At 67.3% G+C, this 2834-nt stretch carries 1 protein-coding gene and 1 pseudogene; both read left to right on the forward strand.

Features of this window, described 5'->3' with window-relative positions; genetic code table 11:
- On the forward strand, positions 1-1293 hold a 1293-nt coding region (locus tag NTX40_10735), incomplete at its 5' end, for a sensor domain-containing diguanylate cyclase (GenBank protein MCX5649550.1).
- Between the two features lie 536 nt (positions 1294-1829).
- Positions 1830-2834, forward strand: a pseudogene (locus tag NTX40_10740) (ATP-grasp domain-containing protein).

Below are 2834 nucleotides of genomic sequence, written 5' to 3' on the forward strand. Positions count from 1 at the left end.
GGTCTTCACGCGGACATCGAGGTGGCGGGAAGCACCCGCGGTCAATTGTCGGTCTTCTACGTCGAAGACAGGCCATTCCTGCTGCCCTATGAGCAGAACCTGGTCAACGGGGTTGCCACGATTCTCAGCCACTGGTTGGAGAGCAAGCGGGCGGAAGCGGAGCGCCAGAAAACGCTCCATCGGCAGCAGGGCATCAGCCTCCTTGCACAGTCGCTTCTGGCGAAGGGCCCGCTTGAGGGCAAACTCAAGACTATCACCGACAGCATCGTCCGGCTCTTCGACGCCGATTTCTGCCGAGTGTGGCTCATCCGGCCCGGGGACTTCTGCGAGCGAGGGTGCGTCCACGCCGAGGTACACGATGGGCCGCATGTCTGCCGTTACCGCGACCGGTGCCTGCACTTGTTGGCGAGTTCCGGCCGCTACACGCACACGGACGGCAAAGGCCACCGGCGCGTGCCTTTCGGGTGTTACAAGATCGGACGCGTCGCGTCGGGCCAAGAACACAAGTTCCTCACAAACGACGCGGTAAACGACCCCCGCGTCCACAACCACCAGTGGGCGCGCGAACTGGGCCTGGTGGCGTTCGCGGGATACCAACTCCGGGCGCCCGGCGGGGAAACGTTGGGGGTTCTGGCCCTATTCGCCAAGCACGCCATTTCGCCCGAGGAAGACGCCATGCTGGACGGACTCAGCAGCGCCGTCGCCCTCGTTGCTCAGCAAGCCGCCGCCGAGGAGGCCCTCCAGCAGGCCAATGTCCGTCTGGAGGAACTGGCGACGACGGACGCCTTGACGGGCCTGGCGAATCGGCGGCGGTTCATGGAGGCGCTGGAGGCGGAGTTCCGGCGTTCCCGGCGGTACGGCACCCGGCTGGCGCTGGCGATGGTGGATGTGGACCGGTTCAAGTCGTTCAACGACGCGCACGGTCACGCGTTCGGCGACCGGGTGATCGTGGAAGTGGCGAAGCGTCTGGCGTCCGAAGCGCGGCAGACGGACGTGGTGGCGCGGCTGGGGGGCGACGAGTTCGTGATGCTGATGCCGGAGACATCGGCCGACGAGGCCGTCCGGGCGGCGGAGCGCATTCGGAAGGCCGTCTCGAAGGATCCGATCTCGGACGGCGAGCGAAGCGTGCCGGCGACGGTCAGCGTGGGCATTGCGACCGTAGCAGACGGGAAGGCCGGGACGCCGGAGAACCTCCTGAAGCAGGCCGACGATGCGATGTACGCGGCGAAGGAAGCCGGCCGCAACCGTGTTTGCCTGGCGCCGTCGGAAAAGGCCGTCTCCCCCGCCCAGTGATGCCGGCCCGCGGCCCGCCCGGGCCTCTGGATCCCCGTCCAATCGCCTTTCAGATTGTCCGCACTTTTCGTTGACACGCCCCCGCGGAAACGCTATACCTCGGCGCGACTTCGGAAACGGTTCCGAGGCATCCAGAGAGGGCGTGGGCCAAAGAGAAGGCCTCTTTAGCCGAAAGGGAAAATGCATCCGTACGACCTGTAAGCGCGGGACCGAAGAGACACGCGCGGTGTCCACCGGGGGCGCCCCGACCGGGCCCCCGCGGTGGCGCCGCGCTTCTTTTTTGCGCGCGGGGGAGACCGTTCCCGCGGATTCGTCCCCTTCGGGAACTCATCCGCGGGCTTTGGAGCGCGGGGAAAAAGTTGGCGGCGCGGACGGGCGCTGCTATTCTGCCGCCGGTCCGCACGTCGCCGACCCCTGAAGCGTATGAGGAGTCCTGACGCATGGCGAAGTCGCGCGCCGGTAAGAGCCGAGGGCCGCTGAATCGCGCGCCGCACCAGGCCAAGCGTCCGTCGCGCCGCACGCCGGCGGGGCGCGGCGATCGGCGGAGCGTGATGATCCTGGGCGGCGGGCCGAACCGCATCGGCCAGGGAATCGAGTTCGATTACTGCTGCGTCCACGCCTCGTTCGCCCTGAAGGAAATGGGCTACGAGAGCATCATGGTGAACTGCAACCCGGAGACGGTCTCGACCGACTACGACACGTCGGACAAGTTGTACTTCGAGCCGCTCACCCTCGAAGACGTGCTGGGGATCGTGGCGCGCGAGCGTCCGCTGGGTGCGATCGTGCAGTTCGGGGGCCAGACGCCGCTCAACCTGGCGATCCCCCTGAAGGAGGCCGGCGTCCGGATCCTGGGGACGAGCCCGGACGCGATCGACCGCGCCGAGAACCGCAAACGCTTCGGGGCGATCCTGCGGAAACTCAAGTTGCTTCAGCCGCCGAACGGCACGGCGCGCAGTTTGCCGGAGGCGCTTCGCGTGGCTCGGCGAATCGGGTACCCGGTGCTGGTGCGTCCGTCGTACGTGCTGGGCGGGCGTGCGATGGAGATCGTGTACCGCGAGGAGGGGCTAGCGGGGTTTATCGAGCAGGCGGTGATCGCGTCGCCGCAGCATCCGGTGCTGGTGGACAAGTTTCTGGAGGATGCGGTCGAGGTGGACGTGGACGCGGTCAGCGACGGGGAGCGGACGGTCATCGCGGGGGTGATGGAGCACATCGAGGAGGCGGGGATCCACAGCGGGGACTCTTCGTGCGTCCTGCCGCCGTTCACGCTGGGTAAAGCGATCGTGGCCCAGATCGAGCAGCAGACGCGCTTGCTGGCCGCGGACCTGGAGGTCCGGGGCCTCCTGAACATCCAGTACGCGGTCCGCGGGGACCGGATTTACGTCCTGGAGGTGAACCCGCGTGCGTCGCGGACGGTGCCGTTCGTCGCCAAGGCGACGGGCGTCCCCTGGGCAAAGGTGGCGACGAAGGTCATTATGGGCCGGCGGCTGGAGGACCTGGGCGTGACGAAGGAGGTCCGCCCGAAATACTGGTCCGTCAAGACG

This window comes from Planctomycetota bacterium (genome assembly GCA_026387035.1).
GTDB lineage: Bacteria > Planctomycetota > Phycisphaerae > FEN-1346 > FEN-1346 > JAPLMM01.